The organism is Ramlibacter sp., from assembly GCF_035548915.1.
In the GTDB taxonomy this organism is placed as follows: domain Bacteria; phylum Pseudomonadota; class Gammaproteobacteria; order Burkholderiales; family Burkholderiaceae_C; genus Ramlibacter.
In genome coordinates this window covers 22062-38627 of sequence record NZ_DASZSE010000016.1, presented here as the reverse complement: position 1 = coordinate 38627, position 16566 = coordinate 22062, and the positions used below count along the sequence as shown (strand labels likewise).

The 16566-nt window shown below is 68.5% G+C and carries 15 protein-coding genes; 10 read left to right on the top strand and 5 right to left on the bottom strand.

The genetic code is table 11. The features are described 5' to 3' along the window. Nucleotides 1–11: 11 nt before the first annotated feature. Genes VHA82_RS03820 through VHA82_RS03800 form a run of 5 tightly spaced genes read left to right on the top strand, consistent with a single transcriptional unit; the run spans nt 12 to nt 4368 of the window. Nucleotides 12–1484, top strand: a complete 1473-nt coding sequence (locus VHA82_RS03820; RefSeq protein ID WP_325540435.1) for an NADH-quinone oxidoreductase subunit M — start codon at nt 12–14, stop codon at nt 1482–1484. A 9-nt stretch (nt 1485–1493) separates the two neighbouring features. After that, nucleotides 1494–2987, top strand: a complete 1494-nt coding sequence (nuoN, locus tag VHA82_RS03815) for an NADH-quinone oxidoreductase subunit NuoN (protein WP_325540434.1) — start codon at nt 1494–1496, stop codon at nt 2985–2987. A gap of 45 nt (nt 2988–3032) precedes the next feature. Then, the gene (locus tag VHA82_RS03810) at nt 3033–3335 is read left to right on the top strand and encodes a DUF2818 family protein (RefSeq protein ID WP_325540432.1); all 303 of its coding nucleotides are present in this window, start codon (nt 3033–3035) and stop codon (nt 3333–3335) included. 13 nt (nt 3336–3348) lie between these two features. Continuing rightward, nucleotides 3349–3924: an NUDIX hydrolase gene (locus VHA82_RS03805; protein ID WP_325540430.1), complete on the top strand. Its 576-nt coding sequence runs from the start codon at nt 3349–3351 to the stop codon at nt 3922–3924. A gap of 9 nt (nt 3925–3933) precedes the next feature. Further along, nucleotides 3934–4368 (top strand): DUF1178 family protein, encoded by a 435-nt coding sequence (locus VHA82_RS03800; protein ID WP_325540428.1) that lies wholly within the window; start codon nt 3934–3936, stop codon nt 4366–4368. A 24-nt stretch (nt 4369–4392) separates the two neighbouring features. Here the strand turns inward: VHA82_RS03800 and VHA82_RS03795 are convergent, their stop codons facing one another. Then, nucleotides 4393–6165, bottom strand: coding sequence for an ABC transporter transmembrane domain-containing protein (locus tag VHA82_RS03795; RefSeq protein ID WP_325540557.1), 1773 nt, complete (start codon nt 6163–6165; stop codon nt 4393–4395). A 145-nt stretch (nt 6166–6310) separates the two neighbouring features. Between VHA82_RS03795 and VHA82_RS03790 the strand changes: the two genes are divergently transcribed. Genes VHA82_RS03790 through VHA82_RS03775 form a run of 4 tightly spaced genes read left to right on the top strand, consistent with a single transcriptional unit; the run spans nt 6311 to nt 11136 of the window. After that, nucleotides 6311–6823, top strand: a complete 513-nt coding sequence (locus VHA82_RS03790; protein WP_325540426.1) for a MarR family transcriptional regulator — start codon at nt 6311–6313, stop codon at nt 6821–6823. Continuing rightward, nucleotides 6813–8312: an efflux transporter outer membrane subunit gene (locus tag VHA82_RS03785; protein WP_325540425.1), complete on the top strand. Its 1500-nt coding sequence runs from the start codon at nt 6813–6815 to the stop codon at nt 8310–8312. Before VHA82_RS03790 ends, VHA82_RS03785 begins: the two co-directional genes overlap by 11 nt. Continuing rightward, nucleotides 8309–9577 carry an efflux RND transporter periplasmic adaptor subunit gene (locus VHA82_RS03780; protein ID WP_325540423.1) on the top strand — a complete coding sequence of 423 codons (1269 nt, stop codon included), beginning with the start codon at nt 8309–8311 and terminating at the stop codon, nt 9575–9577. The genes VHA82_RS03785 and VHA82_RS03780 overlap by 4 nt, the downstream gene beginning before the upstream one ends. Continuing rightward, a complete protein-coding gene (locus VHA82_RS03775; RefSeq protein ID WP_325540422.1) occupies nt 9577–11136 on the top strand; it encodes a DHA2 family efflux MFS transporter permease subunit in 1560 nt (519 codons plus the stop codon). The genes VHA82_RS03780 and VHA82_RS03775 overlap by 1 nt, the downstream gene beginning before the upstream one ends. Before the next feature lie 7 nt (nt 11137–11143). Here the strand turns inward: VHA82_RS03775 and VHA82_RS03770 are convergent, their stop codons facing one another. Together VHA82_RS03770 and VHA82_RS03765 are read right to left on the bottom strand one after the other, a co-directional pair. Then, the gene (locus VHA82_RS03770; protein WP_325540555.1) at nt 11144–12178 is read right to left on the bottom strand and encodes a carotenoid 1,2-hydratase; all 1035 of its coding nucleotides are present in this window, start codon (nt 12176–12178) and stop codon (nt 11144–11146) included. Between the two features lie 14 nt (nt 12179–12192). Next, on the bottom strand, nt 12193–14706 hold the full coding sequence (locus VHA82_RS03765; RefSeq protein ID WP_325540420.1) for an FtsX-like permease family protein: 2514 nt from the start codon (nt 14704–14706) through the stop codon (nt 12193–12195). A gap of 35 nt (nt 14707–14741) precedes the next feature. Between VHA82_RS03765 and VHA82_RS03760 the strand changes: the two genes are divergently transcribed. Then, a complete protein-coding gene (locus VHA82_RS03760) occupies nt 14742–15482 on the top strand; it encodes a GNAT family N-acetyltransferase (protein ID WP_325540418.1) in 741 nt (246 codons plus the stop codon). A 63-nt stretch (nt 15483–15545) separates the two neighbouring features. Here the strand turns inward: VHA82_RS03760 and VHA82_RS03755 are convergent, their stop codons facing one another. Together VHA82_RS03755 and VHA82_RS03750 are read right to left on the bottom strand one after the other, a co-directional pair. Further along, nucleotides 15546–16001, bottom strand: coding sequence for a pyrimidine dimer DNA glycosylase/endonuclease V (locus tag VHA82_RS03755; protein ID WP_325540416.1), 456 nt, complete (start codon nt 15999–16001; stop codon nt 15546–15548). A gap of 156 nt (nt 16002–16157) precedes the next feature. After that, entirely contained in the window at nt 16158–16478 is a 321-nt protein-coding gene (locus VHA82_RS03750; protein WP_325540414.1) for a GFA family protein, read from the bottom strand. Between the last annotated feature and the right edge of the window lie 88 nt (nt 16479–16566).

Here is a 16566-nt window from a genome sequence, read left to right as displayed (position 1 = left end):
GAAGAACAACAATGGGACTCTTGAGCCTGGCCATCTGGACGCCGATCGTCTTCGGCGTCGTGCTGCTCGCGCTCGGCCGCGACGATCAGGCGCGCTCCGTGCGGTGGATCGCACTCGTGGGCTCCGTCGCGAGCTTTCTCGTCACGCTGCCGCTTTACAGCCGCTTCGACCGCACGACGGCCGCCTTCCAGTTCGTGGAGAAGCAGCCGTGGATCGACCGCTTCAACGTGAACTATCACCTCGGCATCGACGGCATCTCGTTCTGGTTCGTGCTGCTCACGGCATTCATCACCGTGATCGTCGTGATCTCGGCCTGGGAAGTGATCAACGAACGCGTGAACCAGTACATGGGCGCGTTCCTGATCCTCTCGGGGCTCATGATCGGCGTGTTCTGCGCGCTCGACGCGGTGCTCTTCTACGTGTTCTTCGAAGCCACGCTGATCCCGATGTACCTGATCATCGGCATCTGGGGCGGGCCCAACAAGATCTACGCGGCGTTCAAGTTCTTCCTCTACACGCTGCTCGGGTCCTTGCTCATGCTGATCGCGCTGGTGTATCTCTACACCAAGTCGGGAGGCAGCTTCGACATCGTCACGTGGCACAACCTGCCGCTGCCGCTTGCCACGCAGACGCTCATCTTCTTCGCTTTCCTCGCGGCGTTTTCGGTGAAGGTGCCGATGTGGCCGGTGCACACGTGGCTGCCCGACGTGCACGTGGAAGCGCCCACGGGCGGCTCCGCCGTGCTGGCCGCGATCATGCTGAAACTCGGAGCCTACGGGTTCCTGCGCTTTTCGATGCCGATCGCGCCGGACGCGTCGCGCGAATGGGCGTGGCTCATGATCGCGCTGTCGCTGATCGCCGTGGTCTACATCGGGCTCGTGGCCATGGTGCAGCAGGACATGAAGAAGCTGATCGCCTATTCGTCGGTTGCGCACATGGGCTTCGTCACGCTCGGCTTTTTCATCTTCAGCCAGCTCGGCGTGGCCGGGGGCATCGTGCAGATGATTTCGCACGGCTTCGTGTCGGCGGCCATGTTCCTCTGCGTGGGCGTGCTCTACGACCGCGTGCATTCGCGCATGATCGCGAGCTACGGAGGCGTGGTGAACACCATGCCGACCTTCACTGCGCTCGCGGTGCTGTTCGCGATGGCCAATTGCGGCCTGCCGGGCACGGCGGGATTCATCGGCGAGTGGATGGTGATCATCGGCGCGGTGAAGGCGAACTTCTGGCTCGCGCTCGCCGCGGCCACGGCGCTCATCCTCGGTGCGGCGTACACGCTCTGGATGGTGAAGCGCGTGTACTTCGGCGCCCCCGCCAACGAAGACGTGAAGGCGCTCACGGACATCAATTCGCGCGAATTCCTGATGCTCGGGCTGCTGGCCGCCGCGGTGCTCGCGATGGGCGTGTACCCCAAGCCTTTCACCGACGTGATGGACGCTTCGATCACCGGCTTCCTGAAGCACGTCGCGGTCTCCAAGCTCTGAAGAACACACATGCTCGACAACTACAGAGACCTGATCGTCGTCTCCCCCGAGATCCTGCTGCTCGGCATGGCGTGCCTGATCGCCCTGGTCGACCTCGGCGTGAAGACGCGGCTGCGCGAGCTCACCTACTGGCTCACGATCCTCACGCTCGGGGCCGTGGCCTGGTTCACCGCCGACTTCGCGGCGCACGGCGACACCTGGTACGGCTTCGGCCGCATGGTGGTGAGCGACCCGATGGGCAACTGGCTCAAATGCTTCGCCTCCGTCGCGATGCTCGTGTGCATGGTGTACGGCCGGCCCTACGCCGCCGACCGCGACATGCTGCGCAGCGGCGGCGAACTCTTCACCCTCTCGCTCTTCGCGCTGCTCGGCATCTTCGTGATGATCTCGGGCATGAACTTCCTGGTGCTGTACCTGGGCCTCGAACTGCTCACGCTTTCGAGCTACGCGCTCGTGGCGCTGCGCCGCGACCATGCCGTGTCGACCGAAGCGGCGATGAAGTATTTCGTGCTCGGCGCGATGGCAAGCGGCTTCCTGCTCTACGGGCTCTCCATGATCTACGGCGCCACGGGCTCGCTCGACACGGCGACCGTCTTCAAGGTGGTCAACTCCGCGCAGGTGAAGCACCAGGTGCTCGTCTACGGACTCGTCTTCATCGTCGCGGGACTCGGCTTCAAGCTCGGCGCCGCGCCGTTTCACATGTGGATTCCGGACGTGTATCAGGGCGCGCCGACCGCGGTCACCCTCATCATCGGCTCGGCGCCGGAGCTCGCGGCATTCGCGATCGCGATCCGCCTGCTCGTGGAAGGGTTGCTGCCGCTTGCCATCGACTGGCAACAGATGCTTGCGATCCTCGCGGTGTGCTCGCTCTTGATCGGCAATCTCGCGGCCATCGCGCAATCGAACCTGAAGCGCATGCTCGCCTATTCGACCATTGGCCAGATGGGCTTCGTGCTGCTGGGCCTCATGGCCGGTGTGGTGAACGGCAATACGCTCTCGGCCGCCAACGCCTACAGCTCCGCGATGTTCTACATCGTCACCTACGTGCTCACGACGCTCGCGAGCTTCGGCACGATCCTCCTGCTCGCGCGAGAAGGCTTCGAAAGCGAGGAGATCGCGGACCTCGCCGGCCTCAACCAGCGCAGCCCGCTCTATGCCGCGATCATGTCGGTGTGCCTCTTCTCGCTCGCGGGCGTGCCCCCGCTCGTGGGCTTCTACGCGAAGCTCGCGGTGCTGCAGGCGCTCGTGGTGTCGGGGCAGGCGTCGTACATCGCGCTGGCGGTGTTCGCCGTGATCCTGTCGCTCATCGCCGCGTTCTACTATCTGCGCGTGGTGAAGGTGATGTACTTCGACGAGCCGATCACCGCGACGACGGTGTCCGCGCCGACCGAAGTGCGCGTGGTGCTCGCGATCAACGGCGCCCTCGTCCTCGCGCTGGGCATCCTGCCCGGCGGGCTGATGACGCTCTGCCGCGACGCGATCGTGCAGACGCTCGGCACCTGAGGCGCCTTTTTCTTCTTTGTCCTTTTCCGAAGCGGTCGTCAGCACGTGTCCGAGGCCGCCTCCGTCTGGTTCGTCCTGGTGGCCGCGTTCCTGGCGGCCAACCTGCCTTTCGTCACGCGCAAGCTCTTCGGCGTGATCGCCTTGCCCGGCGGCAAGAATCTCGCGATTCGCCTGGCGGAGCTCGTGGTGCTCTACTTCGCGGTGGGCGGCATCGGCCTTGCGCTGGAGAAGCGGCTCGGGCAGATCGCACCGCAGGGGTGGGAGTTCTACGCCGTTACCGCGGCGCTCTTTCTCACCTTCGCGTTTCCAGGATTCGTCTGGCGCTACCTGTACAAGCGCCGCCATTGAAAGCGAGCGCGCCATGAGCACCGAAGACCCGCATCTCGTCGAGCACACGGTGGCGACGGAGGAACTGCTGAAGGCGAGCTTCCTGCACGTCGTGCGCGACACGGTGCGGCTGCCGAACGGCAGGACCTCCACGCGCGAATACATCCTGCATCCCGGCGCGGTGATGGTGATTCCGCTGCTGGACGACGGCCGCATCGTGCTGGAGCGGCAGTATCGCCACCCGGTGAAGGGCGTGCTGGTGGAGTTTCCGGCCGGCAAGCTGGACGCGGGCGAAGATCACCTCGCCTGCGCGAAGCGCGAGCTGCTGGAGGAAACCGGCTACGCCGCGCGCGAATGGGCGCTCGCGGGCGCGCTGAATCTCGCGGTGGGCTATTCGGACGAGTGCATCGACATCTGGTTCGCGCGGGGCCTCACGCTCACGAAGCCCGAGCTCGATGACGGCGAATTCGTGGAAGTGATCCTGGCCGACCCGGGCGACTTTCTCGCCTGGTGCCGCGACGGCAAGGTGAAGGATTCCAAGACCCTCGCGGGCGCTCTCTGGCTGCAGAATGTCCTTTCGGGGGCTTGGAATCTCCACTGGCGCTCATAATTGGACCCGATGAAGGTCCTGAACCTCCGGTGCAAACATTCGCATTCGTTCGAAGGCTGGTTCGCCTCGGAAGACGATTTCCAGGGCCAGCTCGCGCGCGGCCTGGTGGAGTGCCCGATGTGCGGCGATTGCGAGATCGGCAAGCTCCCCACGGCGCCGCGGCTGAACCTCGGTGCCCGGCCCGAGCCGAGGCAGGATGTCGCGGCCACGCCGGATGCGAGTCTCGAAGCGCAGTGGCTTTCGGTGGTGCGCCAGGTGATGGACGCGACGGAGGACGTCGGCGAGCGATTCGCCGAAGAAGCCCGGGCGATCCACTATGGCGAAGCCAAGGAGCGCGGCATCCGCGGCCAGGCGACGCAGGAAGAGACTCGCGCGCTGCTCGAAGAAGGCATCGGCGTGCTGCCGCTGCCCATGCCGAAGGCGTTGAAGGGGCCGGTGCAGTAGGCTGGCTCGGCTGAACGAGGCGGTTCAATCCATGAACTGCAACGCCGCGAGCCTCGCGTAGGTTCCTTGCGCGCGCACGAGTTCCTCGTGCGTTCCCTGTTCCACGATTTTCCCGTGATCCAGCACGACGATGCGATCGGCCTGCTGCACCGTCGCGAGCCGATGCGCGATCACGAGCGTCGTGCGATGGCGCATCGCCGACTCGAGCGCCGCCTGCACCATGCGTTCGCTCTGAGCGTCGAGCGCGCTCGTCGCTTCGTCCAGCAGCAGCAGCGGTGGATTCTTGAGGATCGCCCGCGCGATCGCGATGCGCTGGCGCTGGCCGCCCGATAGACGCACGCCGCGTTCTCCGAGGAACGTGCCGTAGCCCTCGGGGAGCGCTTCGATGAAATCGTGCGCGAACGCCTTGCGCGCGGCCTCGCGCACTTCGTCGTCGCTCGCGCCGGGCTTGCCGTAGCGGATGTTTTCGAGCGCGCTCGCGGAGAAGATCACGGGCTCCTGCGGCACGAGCCCGACGCGGCCGCGAAGGTCTTGCCAGGCAAGCTCGCGCGTCGCGATGCCGTCCAGCCGGATCGTGCCCGCCTCGGGGTCGTAGAAGCGCAGGAGCAGTTGCAGCACCGTCGTCTTGCCCGCTCCGCTCGGCCCGACCAGGGCGACGGTCTCGCCCGCTGCGACCCGCAGGCTGAATTGCGACAGTGCCGCGGTCTGTGGCCGCGAGGGATAGTGGAACGTGACGTCCTCGAAGACAACATCGCTGGGACCTTGCGGCGCATCGAGCTTCGCGGAATGCGCGGGCGGCTGCACCGGGGACTTCGCCGCGAGCAGCTCCATCAGCCGCTCGGTCGCGCCGGCCGCGCGCAGCAGGTCCCCATAGACTTCGCCGAGCACGCCGACGGCGCCCGCGAGGATGATCACGTACACCACCGTCTCGCCGAGTTGCCCGGCGGAAATGCGCCCGGCGAGCACGGCCTGCGTGCCCTGGTACAGGCCCCACAGCAGCAGCGCGGCGGTGGCGATGATGATGAATGCGACCATCGCCGCGCGTGCCTTCGTGCGGCGGATGCCGGTGCGAAACGCGTCTTCCGTCGCATCCGCGAAGCGCCTTGCCTCGCGCGACTCGGCCGTGTAGCTTTGCACGGTGGGAATCGCGTTCAGGACCTCCGCCGCGATGGCGCTCGAGCCGGCCACGCGGTCCTGGCTCGCACGCGACAGCTTGCGCACGCGCCGGCCGATCCACGCCGAAGGCAGCACCACGAGCACGATGATGAGAAGCACCTGCGTCATGACGTAGGGGTTCGTCCACACGAGCATCGCGAGCGCGCCGATCCCCATCACGGTGTTGCGCAGGCCCATCGAGAACGAAGACCCGACGACCGTCTGCACGAGCGTGGTGTCGGTCGTGAGGCGGGAGAGCACTTCGCCCGTCTGCGTGGTCTCGAAGAACTCGGGGCTTTGTTCGAGCACGTGCGCGTAGACGGCATTGCGCAGGTCGGCCGTCACGCGTTCGCCGAGCCAGCTCACCGTGTAGAAGCGCGCGGCCGAAAAGAGGCCGAGCGCCACGGCCACGCCGAAGAGTTCGAAGAAATGCTCGCGCAGGGCGAGCACGCGCTCGCCCTTGCCCGCGGTCGTGAGGCCGCCGTCGATCATGCCGCGCAACGCGACCGGGAAAAGCAAGGTGGCGAAGGCCGCGAGCAGCAGGAAGAGTCCCGCGAGCACGATGCGGCCGCGATAAGGCCGCAGGAACGGCAGCAAGCCGGTGAGGGACTGGGGAGAGACCTTGCCCGGCGCGACGGGCATGCCGCGCAAGTCCGGCGCCGCGGGCGCGGCCGGGGAAATCGATGAAGTCGGCGGGGGCGGGGCCATTGCCGAGCAGTGTAGCAGTCCCTTGCCCAACCAAAGGTCGCCTTGACAATAATTGCTCAGGCAATTATTATCCGCACCCATGACCAATCCGAAACCGCGCGGCCGGCCGGTGGGCTTCTACAAGCCCGCCTCGCTCCAGCCCAACGAAAGCGTGGGCTACCTCATGAAGCGCGTGATCGCGAGCATCGGCTCCCAGGCCGATGCCGAGCTCGAGCCCGAAGGCCTCACGCACGCCCAGTGGGTGCCACTCTTCAAGCTGTACACGGGTGACGCCGCCACGGCGGCGGAGCTCGCGGGGGCCTGCGATCTCGATGCCGGCGCCATGACGCGCACGCTCGACCGGCTGGAAGCCAAGGCGCTCATCCGCCGCGTTCGGTCCGCCGAGGACCGGCGCGTCGTCAATCTCGAACTCACGCCCGAGGGGCGCTCGACCGCCGAGCGCGTTCCGGCCGCGCTGTGCAAGGTCCTGAATGCCCATCTGCGCGGATTCAGCGCCGAGGAGTGGCAGACGCTCAAGTCGCTCCTGCAGCGCATGCTGCAAAACGCGCTCGAACTGCAGGCCGAAAGGGAGAACGTCGCGCATGAAGCCTGAACGCACGAACCGCCCGCGATTCGCGCCGGCGGCATGGACCGTGCTCGCGCTGGCCATGCTCGCCTCGGGCTGCGCGAGCTACCAGGGCATCGAGCCGCAATCGACGCTTCGCACACCCGAATCGCTCGGGCTCGGCAAGGCGGCGGGCACCGTCGCTTCCGGGCTCGCTGCGGAAGCCGCGCCCGTGAACGCCGAGTGGTGGCATGCCTTCGGCGACGCCGGCCTCGATCGCCTCATCGCGCAGGCGCTGAAGGACAGCCCGAGCCTCAAGGTCGCTCAGGCGCGCATCGCGCGGGCGCGAGCGGCCGTGGAGGCCGCGCATGCCGCCGAACTGCCGCAGGTGTCGGGGGAGCTCGACCTCCAGCGCCAGCGTTATACCGAAAACGGCCTGTTCCCGCCGCCCATCGCCGGCTCGATGCGCAACAGCGCGACGCTGCAGGCGAACGGAAGCTGGGAACTCGATTTCTTCGGCAAGCACCGCCAGGCGCTCGACGCCGCGCTCGGCACGACGCGCGCGGCCGAGGCCGATGCCGATGCGGCGCGCGTGCTGCTCGCGAGCAACATCGCGCGCGCCTACATCCAGCTCGCGCGCCTGCATGACCAGCTGCAGGTTGCCGAGCGCACGCTCGCGCAGCGGCAGGCATCGCACGGGCTCGTGCGCGACCGCTTCAACGCGGGGCTGGACACCGCGCTCGAGCTGCGCCAGAGCGAAGGGTCGCTGCCCGAAGCGCGCCAGCAGATCGAAGCCGTTGCCGAGCAGATCGAGCTCACGCGGCATGCCATCGCCGCGCTCGTGGCCGATCCGCAAGCCGCGGTCGAGGCGAAGCCGCTTGCGGCGCTCAAGCCCGTGCCCGTGGCGGGCCCGCTGCCCGCGGACCTGCTCGGCCGCCGCGCCGACGTCGCCGCCGCGCGCTGGCGCGTGGAGGCCGCCACGCACGACATCCGAAGCGCGAAGGCGGACTTCTACCCCAACATCAACATCGCGGGCTTCATCGGCCTCTCGAGCCTCGGTGTGGGCAAGCTGCTCGAGCCGGGCAGCCTCCAGTGGGGCGTGGGCCCGGCGATCCACCTGCCGATCTTCGACGCCGGGCGGCTGCGCGCGGGCCTGCGCGGCAAGACGGCCGATCTCGACATCGCCATCGAAACCTACAACTCCACCGTCATCGACGCGGTGAAGGACGCCGCCGATCAGCTCGCGTCGCTGCGATCGATCGCGCGCCAGCAAAAGGAAGAGGCCGATGCGCTCTCTTCGGCCGAAGCCGCGTACGACATCGCGCTGCAGCGCTATCGCGCCGGGCTCGGCACCTATCTGAACGTGCTCACCGCGGAATCGTCCGTGCTGCAGCAGCGCAGGCTTTCGGTGGACCTTGCCGGCCGCGCGCTCGATGCGCAGGTGCAGCTCATGCGCGCGCTCGGCGGCGGATGGCAGCCCGACGCACGCACCGCGCAACTCGAATCCAACGAATCTTCGAAGAAGGAACAGCCGTGAACGCCCCCCAACAACAACAGCCGCAGGCCGACGCGCCGCTGCGCGGCAACAAGCGCAGGAAGGCGCTCACTCTCCTCACCGTGACGGTGGTGGCCGTGGGGGCCGCCTGGTTCCTGTACGACTGGCTCGTGGCGAGCCGCTACGAATCCACGGACAACGCCTACGTGCAGGGCAACATCATCCAGATCACGCCGCAGATCGGCGGCACGATCCAGGCGATCTACGCGGACGACACCGACTTCGTGAAGGCGGGCCAGCCGCTCGTGAAGCTCGATCCGGCCGACGTGCAGGTCGCGCTGCAGCAGGCGGAGGCCGCGCTCGGCCAGACCGTGCGCCAGGTGCGCACGATCTACGCGACCAACGGAACGCTCGCCGCGCAGGTGCGGCAGCGCGAAGCCGACATCGCCCGCGCGGAGGCCGAAGTGAAGCGCGCGGCGGACGACGTGGCGCGCCGGCAGAGCCTCACGGGCAACGGCGCCGTGTCGAAGGAAGAGCTCGATCACGCCCAGCAGCAGCTCGCCAATGCGCGCAGCCAGCTCGAAGCCGCGCGCGCGGGCGCCGTCGCCGCGCGCGAGCAGCTCGCGAGCAACCAGACCATGACCGAAGGCACGAACGTCGAATCGCATCCGCAGGTGCAGGCGGCCGCGGCGAAAGTGCGCGAGGCGTGGCTCGCCACGCAGCGCGCGGCCTTGCCCGCGCCGGTGGATGGCTACGTCGCGAAGCGCACCGCGCAGCTCGGCCAGCGCGTGAACGCGGGCGCGCCGCTCATGACGATCGTGCCGCTCAACCAGCTCTGGGTCGATGCGAACTTCAAGGAAGTGCAGCTGCGCAAGATCCGCATCGGCCAGCCGGTGAAGCTCACCGCCGACGTCTACGGCAAGCACGTCGAATACGACGGCGTGGTGCAGGGCCTGGGCGTGGGCACGGGCGCGGCCTTCGCGCTGCTGCCCGCGCAGAACGCCACCGGCAACTGGATCAAGGTCGTGCAGCGCGTGCCCGTGCGCGTCGCGCTCGATGCGCAGCAGCTGCAGCGCAATCCGCTGCGCGTCGGCCTCTCGATGGACGTGACGGTCGACGTGAGCAATCAGGATGGCCGCACGCTCGCCGACGCGCCGCGCAACGCGCCCGTCTCGCAGACACCGGTGTTCGCGGGCTCCGAAGAAGGCGCCGACACCGAAGTGCGCCGCATCATCGCGGCCAACACGGGCCGCGACCTCCGGGTGGTGGGCGCGGGTCCCGCCGGAAGCAGGATCGGAGCGCGCTGATGGCCGCGAGCCCGGCTGCGGTGCAATACCCGCCGCTCGAGGGCGCCGCGCGCATGTGGGGCACGATCGCCCTGTCGGCCGCGACGTTCATGAACGTGCTGGACACGTCGATCGCGAACGTGTCGCTGCCCGCCATCGCGGGCGACCTCGGCGTGAGCCCGAACCAGGGCACCTGGGTCATCACGAGCTTCGCGGTGGCCAACGCCATCGGTGTGCCGCTCACGGGCTGGCTGTCGCAGCGCTTCGGGCAGGTGCGGCTTTTCGTGGCGAGCGTCATCCTCTTCGTCATCGCATCGCTGGTGTGCGGGCTCGCGCCCAACATGGCGATGCTCATCTTCTTCCGCGCGGTGCAGGGCTTCGTCGCGGGGCCGATGATCCCGCTGTCGCAGGCGCTGTTGCTCACGAGCTACCCGCGCGCGAAATCCGGCAGCGCGATGGCGGCGTGGTCGATGACGACGCTGATCGCGCCTGTCGTGGGGCCGCTGCTCGGCGGCTGGATCACGGACAACATCAGCTGGCCGTGGATCTTCTACATCAACGTGCCGGTGGGCGTGCTCGCGGCGCTCGCGACCTGGGCGATCTACCGCAAGCGCGAAAGCGTCACGCGCAGCCTTCCCATCGACAAGGTCGGCCTCGCGCTGCTCGTGATCTGGGTCGGCGCGATGCAGGTGATGCTGGACATCGGCAAGGAGTACGACTGGTTCGAGTCCGCGCTCGTGCAGGGGCTCGCGGTGGTCGCCGTGGTGGGCTTCGCCTTCTTTCTCGTGTGGGAGCTCACCGACGAACACCCGGTGGTGGAGCTGCGTCTCTTCGCGCGGCGCAACTTCTGGGCCGGAACGCTTTCGACGGCGCTCGCGTACGCGCTTTTCTTCGGCGCGCTCGTGCTGCTGCCGCTGTGGCTGCAGCAGTTCATGGGCTACACCGCGAGCGACGCGGGCGAGGTGCTCGCGCCCGTGGGGCTCTTCGCCATGCTCCTGTCGCCGCTCGTGGGCAAGAACGTGAACCGGACGGACCCGCGGCGGCTCGCGACCTTCGCCTTCGTCGTCTTCGCGCTGATCATGTGGATGCGGGCGCGCTTTTCCACGCAGGCCGACTACGCCGCCATCGTGTGGCCGACGATCATCCAGGGCGTCGCGGTCGCGTTCTTCTTCGTGCCTCTCGTGACGATCACCTTGTCGGGCTTGCCGCCCGAGAAGATCCCCGCGGCGTCGGGCCTCAGCAACTTCGCGCGGATCACGGCCGGTGCGTTCGGCACGTCGATCTCCACGACGCTCTGGGAGCATCGCGCGATCCTGCATCACACGCAGCTCGCGGAATCCGTGAATCCGGGCAATCCCGCGGCGCAGGCCACGCTGTCGGGGTTGCAGGCGGCAGGGCTCACCGCGGAGCAGGCGCTCGCGCAGATCAACCGGCTCGCGGACCAGCAGGCGTTCACGATGGCGGCCACGGATCTGTTCTGGGCCTCGGCCGTGCTCTTCGTGCTGCTGATCCCGGTGATCTGGTTGAGCCGTCCGCAGCACGGCGGCGGAAGTTCGGACGCCGCGGCCGGCGCGCACTGAAAGCGTCTCAGATGCGCAACCGCGACGCATACCCCGTCATCTCGAGGTAGCCGCGTCCGACTCGCTTGCCGTTGCTGTCGAAGAGATCGCTCAGGCCTTCCCAGTAGATCGCACCCGTGGACGCGCGCGAGTCGAGCTCCTGGTCGTCGACCACCGCCCGGACGGTGTAGAAGTCCGCGGGCGTGCGCACGACCCATTCGACGGGATAGGTCGCACCGGACGCCGCGCTCGTCCACTTGCGCCGCGCGCGGAATTCGTTCTCGCCGTTCGATGCGATATACACATGCCCGCCCGGACTGCGAAACGAGCCGCCGTCCCAGAGCGTCGAGCCGTCCTTGCGCCGCAGGCGAAACGCCATCAGCGCGCTGCCGTCGTCGAGGTTCATGCCGATCCAGTCCCAGCCCACGGCTTCGGGCGCCATCGGTTCCTCGCTCCATTCGTGGTCGAGCCACGCCTTGCCCTGCACGGCCGCGCTGCGCCCTTGCACGGTGAGGCGGCCCGTCGTGCGCAGCTGCGGCTCGCTGTAGTAGTAGCTCGCCTGTCGCGGATCCGGCCCCTTCCGCGAGATGCCGTTGCGCCCTTGCGGCAGCACGGATTGCGTGGGCGAGAAGGTGAGATCGAAAGCAAAGTCGTCCGCGGCGACGCGGGCTGTCCAGCGGCCCTCCTTTCGCACGAGTGACCAGTCGCGCAGCTTCAGCGCCGCATCGCCTTCGGCGGCGTCGGCGATGCCGAAGCCTTCGCGCGCGATGCGCTGGGCATGCACGAGCTTGCGCGCCTCCACATCCGTGACGGCCGCATGCGCGAACACGAGCTGCTTTGCGGCGAAGCGCGAGCGCATCGCCTGCGTGCCCTCCACGCGCGAGCGAAAGAACGTGACCTGATAGCCGAACTCGCGCTCACCCGCGCTCGCGAAGCCCGTGACGTACCACCATTCCGTGCGCAGCGCCGGATGCGCGCCGTGGTCCCGCGGAAACTGCAATGCGCGTTCGTCGAGCGCGGCGGCGCGCAACGGCAGCGCGAGCCCGGGCAATGCGGCGAGCATGGGACGGCGCCGGATCACCAGTCCTCCTTCACCGCGAGCACCGCATCGCGCGAAGCCGCCGCGCGGCCCGCGAACCGGGCGGTCAGCGTCCCCGCCGCGATCACCGCGCACGCGAGCGCGAGGAGCCGCAGCCACGGCACGCGCAAGTCCATCGTCCAGTGAAAGCTCTGCGGATTCACGACGTCCACGAGCACCACGGACACCGCGAGTCCGAGCGCGATGCCCGCGACGGCGCCGATCAGCGTCCACGCCGCGCCTTCGCCCGCGACCACCGCGAGGATCTCCCGGCGAGTGAGCCCGAGGTGCGCGAGCAGCCCGAACTCCTTGCGCCGCGCGAGCACCTGCGCGCTGAAGCTCGCGGCCACGCCGAAAAGACCGATCGCGATGGCGACCGCCTGCAGCCAGTAAGTGACGGCGAAGCTGCGATCGAAGATGCGCAGCGAGGTGGCGCGCAGTTCGGCGGCGGAAGCGACGTCGATGAGATCCGCGCCTTGCGACGAAGCCGCCGCCAGCGCACGGATGCCTCGGCTCACCTCTGCCGCCGCGGCGCCAGGCCGGAGCCACACCTGCAACTCGGTCGCTCGCGTGTCGCCTGTGAGGCGCCGGTAGTCGCTTTCCTCCATGAGCACGGCACCGCTTTGCCGCACGTAGTCTCGCCAGACGCCCGCGACGAAAAATGTGCCGTGTCCGCCGAACGCGCGCGCAAGCGCGGGCAGCGGCTGACCCATGCGCGCGCCGTACAGGTCGACCATGGCTTCGCTCACGTAGACCGGCACCGCAGCGGCGGGCGGCGCGACGGGCCCTTGCACGAGCGGCAGGTTGATCGAAGGGTCGCCGATGGCTCGTGCGAGCAACGTCACGGCCGGGCGCGCCGGATCGAGCTGAAGCGGGCGCAGGCGCTGCGCTCGCACGCGGGCCACGCCCTCGATGCGCGACACGCCGTCGGCGAATGCGGCGGGGAGAAAGGCCGTGTCGGCCGCGGCGCTCGAGCCCGCCGTGCGAACGTAGAGATCGGCGGGCAGCACGACGTCGAGCCAGTGCGCGACCGAGTCGCGAAAGCTCGCGACCATCACGGTCAACGCCACCGCCAGGCTCAACGCGGCCACCACACCGCTCACGGCGACGGCCGCGCTTTCGCGCACGCGCCGGGCACGTTCCACCGCGAGCTGTACGAGCGCGCGCTGCGAAGCGAATTTCGCGAGCCGGTCGTAGAGCAGCGCCACGACCCACGGCAAGCCGGTGATGCCGCCCACCAGCAGCAGACCCACCGAGACATAGGCGGCAAGCGGAATGCCTGCCACCGGCGGCAGCAAGGCGCACAAGGCGCCCGCGACGATGAACGCGAGGCTCATCAGGTGCGCACGTGAACCGGGCAGCCCGTAGCCGAGTCCCTTGAGCGTCCGCGCGGGGGGCAGCCGCTGCGCGTTGCGCGCGGGCAGCCAGCCTCCCGCCATCGCCGCGACGATGCCGAGCACCGCGTACACGATGGCCGCGGGCGTGCTCCATTGCAGCCGCGGGGCGACGCCGGGGAAGTAGCCGCCGCCGAGATCGCCGCCCAGCAGCGTCAACGCGAGTTCGGCGAGCAGCGCACCGAGCGCGATGCCCGCGACGCTGCCGATGGCGCCGAGCCATGCCGACTCCACGAGCACGAGCGCGAGCCGCTCGCGCGGCGTGAGCCCGAGCACCGCGAGCAGCGCGAACTGCTGCGCGCGACGCGCCACGCTCAACGCGAGCACCGAGAACACGAGGAACGCGCCGGTGAAGAGCGCGACGAGCGCGAGCACCGTGAGGTTCACGCGGTAAGCGCGCGAGAGACTGTCCACGCGCTGAGTCGCATCGCCGGGGTTCGCGGCCGTCACGCTGTCGGGCAGATCGAGCGAGCGCACGAACCGATCGCGATCCGCGCCGGGCTTCAGCCGCACGTCGATGCGCGTGAGCTCGCCGTCGCGCCCGAAGAGGTCCTGCGCGGCGGCGATGTCCATCACGGCGAGCGGCGCACCCGCTGCACTCACCGTGCCTGCAGCGCGCACCTCGTGCACCTGCAGGCCGGACTGCACGGAGAAGCGGTCGCCCAACTGCTGCTGGGCCGCCGGATTGAGGAACACGTTGCCCGGTGCGAAGAGCGCGAACCGGTCCTGCTCGTGCAAGGCGGGCACGAGCCCGGGCGCGACGGCGCCGGCCACGAGCGCATCGATGCCCAGTACGCGCAGCGGCCGGCGTTCGCCGCCGGGGACGAGCGCGGTGGTCTGCAGTTCGAGCACGGGCGAAGCCAGCGCGACGCTGTCGCTGGCCGCGACTCGTGCATAGAGCGCCTCGTCGAAGCCGCCTTGCACGGCGCGCAGTTCCACGTCGGGCTGGCCGCCGGTGGAGCGCACCGCGCTCGAGAACTCGTCGAGCGCGGAGGCGTTGATGAGCTGCACCGAGAACGCGAGCGCGACCCCCAGCATCACCGAGAGCACCGCGGCCGCGTTGCGCCACGGGTGGTGGCGCAGCTCCCGCAGGGAGAAGGTGCCGAGGAGAGCGAGCATGGGAATGCATTGTGACGGCACCTACACTCCGGGGAATGGACGACGTGGAATCGCTGGAACGCGCGACGCTGGCGGCGGTGCCGCCGCGCGCGCAGGAGAAGATCGAGGGCTGGCTCGTCGCGCTGGACGACGGCACGGTGGGACGTGCGCACAGCGCGGCGCCGCTCATGCATGACGACGTTCGCGTCGGGATCGTGCCGAGGATCGAAGCGCGTTATCGCGCGCAGGGGCTTCAGCCGATGTTCCGGCTGCCGCAGCTCGCGTCATTCGAGCTGTTGCGGGCCGTGCTGCGTGCCGAAGGCTACGAGATGGCGAAGCCGACTTTCGTGCAGACCGGCACGGTGGAGGCGATGGCGGCCGTGGCCGCGCCCGATGGCGTGCGGCTCGACGCGCAACCGGGCGAGGGGTGGGCTTCGGTGTTCCTCGGCGTGGGCTTCGATCCGCTGGATGGCGCGAGCCGGCTCGCGATCCTGCGCAGGTCGCGCGATTCGGTGTTTGCGAGTGTCGAGGTCCAGGGGCGCGTGGCCGCGGTGGGCGCCGCGTGTTTCAGCCATGGATGGTGTGGCGTGCATGGGATGCGCACGTCGCCCGCGCTTCGCGGCAAGGGCTTTGCGTCGCGCATCCTCGCCGCGTTCGCGCAGGAAGCGCGGCGACGCGGCATCGGGCGGGTGTTCCTGCAGGTGGAGCAGGGCAACGCGACGGCGCAGTCGGTGTATCGGCGCGCCGGGTTCGGGACGGCCTGGGGGTACGAGTATTGGGCCGGGCAAGGCGGGTAGCCGTGAGCCTCGAGCCGCTTGGTGCGCCGCAGTGGCCACTTCCTCAGCCGCGCGGGGCGGGAGCTATTCTCTTGCGCTGGGCCGCTCCCACGCCTCGACATCGCCGGCAGTGATTTCGAACAGGGGGTGGCACTGCGGCGTTTGCACCGTGCGCAGTCGCCGATGAATCTCCACGCTGCGTCCGGCGAGCTTGCCGAGGAGGTGCTGCCACTCGTAGGCAACTTGTCCAGCGGTCACCGGGATCGGCTTGTGCGACTTTGCCATGGCGATCTTCGTCCGGTCGAAGGCATACCCGCGTTCGCGAGCTTCGTCGCACACCGCCACCAGGTAGGCGCCGACCGCGGCCACAGGGTTGCGCCGCGCGCGAAAGCGTTCCAGCTGAGGGTGAGACTTGTAGCCCCGTGTGTTGCCCTGAAGGACCGCTTGCGCGAGAAGCGCCTCGCGCCAGAGCGCAACCAGGCCTTGCGGATCGAGATATCGGGGGTGTAGCGACCAGAGACGCAAGATGATTCGTTCCAATGGGCTGCCGCCGCAGTCGACGGACGGAAATCGGCCCCATGCGAGCCCCTCATGGCCGTCCTGGAATGTGTACTTTTCTCCAGAGCATACAGATGCGGGCGAACATTGTCATCGACGGGGTCGCACATTGGACTTGCCGAAGACCTCGCCACAGCGTCACTCGCTTTCCTCGTCAAGGAATTTCCATGTATCCGCCCCGTCGAAGCGGCGAATGGGCACGGACTCGAGAAGCCGGGGCTCGAAGTTGTTCAGGTTGACGCCGTGTCGTGCCCCGGGCTGCGGTGGCAGCGGCTCCCAGTGCGTCACAACGCCGCATGTCTTGCAGCGGATCGTGCGCAAGGTCCTGTCTCCCTGAACGTACTCATCCGTTCGTTCGGGATGACCTTCGATCACGACCGTGCCGAACTCGAAGTACGCCCATACCGAGCCGAGTCGTCGGCAGAGCGAACAGTTGCAGCGCGTCGCCTTCTGCGGCATGGCAGGCAAGGTCAGCCTCACCGCGCCGCAGTGGCATGAGCCCTGGAGGGAAACCGATGGATGACTCTGCATGGGAGTAGCCGACTTC